General features: G+C 45.2%; 2 protein-coding genes. Both read right to left on the reverse strand.

Translation table 11 applies throughout. From position 1 onward, the window contains the following. Positions 1 to 130 (reverse strand): cold-inducible protein YdjO-related protein (locus tag ACWHAR_RS26580; protein WP_452088364.1); only part of this gene is annotated, 130 nt, incomplete at its 3' end. A gap of 82 nt (positions 131 to 212) precedes the next feature. Continuing rightward, positions 213 to 741: alpha/beta hydrolase (locus ACWHAR_RS26585; RefSeq protein WP_452088363.1), on the reverse strand; the 529-nt coding region annotated here is incomplete at its 5' end.

Below are 741 nucleotides of genomic sequence, written 5' to 3' on the forward strand. Positions count from 1 at the left end.
GGCACAATGGCGTATCACTGCTGGCGAAGTTTTTTCGGGTCCAGCCATTACAGTCTTCTTTTGTGCATTCCCAAGTACTCACATCTTCTTTTGGCAGCGGTTCTTGATTTCGTTTGTTATAGTAAGACATAAAGTCACTTCTTCCCTCATGTATTTTACTGCACATTCCTTATTGTCTCATACTTTTCCCTAATCTCCTAATTCCTTTTTCTTTATGACTTTCCAATAACCCCATCTAAAAAGGAGAGGAGTGTGCTGTTAAAAGCATCTGGCTCTTCTAAAAACGGGCAATGGCTGCTTTTAGAAAAGGTAACGAGTGTCGCGTTCGGAATATTGCTGCGCAAGTGTTCCCCAGCTGCTGTAGAGAAAAATTTCTTGTCTTCCCCGAAGCACAGCAATGTCGGCACATTGATGTTTTGGAGGGTGCCCCGGTAATCAGCGGCCGTTTGGTTAAATAAAATCGTGCTAGAAATGGCAGCCGGCTGTTTGAGGATTTCTGCCAGCATCCATTCTGTTTCGGTCTCGGCAGGCGGTTCTGCGAACATGTTCTGGATGAAGCTTTCGTAGAAAGGCAGCGGGTCAGTTTGAATGGCGTGCATCGCTGTTTTTAAGCCGTCAAAATCAAATGGACCGTGTTCCCAGCCCTCCCATTGATAGTCGGAAGCGGATTGATCGATGATCACAGCGGCTTGAATGTTATCATTCCCAAATTGATTGAGATAATCCCATACGACAAAAGCG

This window comes from Bacillus sp. LR--39 (assembly GCF_053613335.1).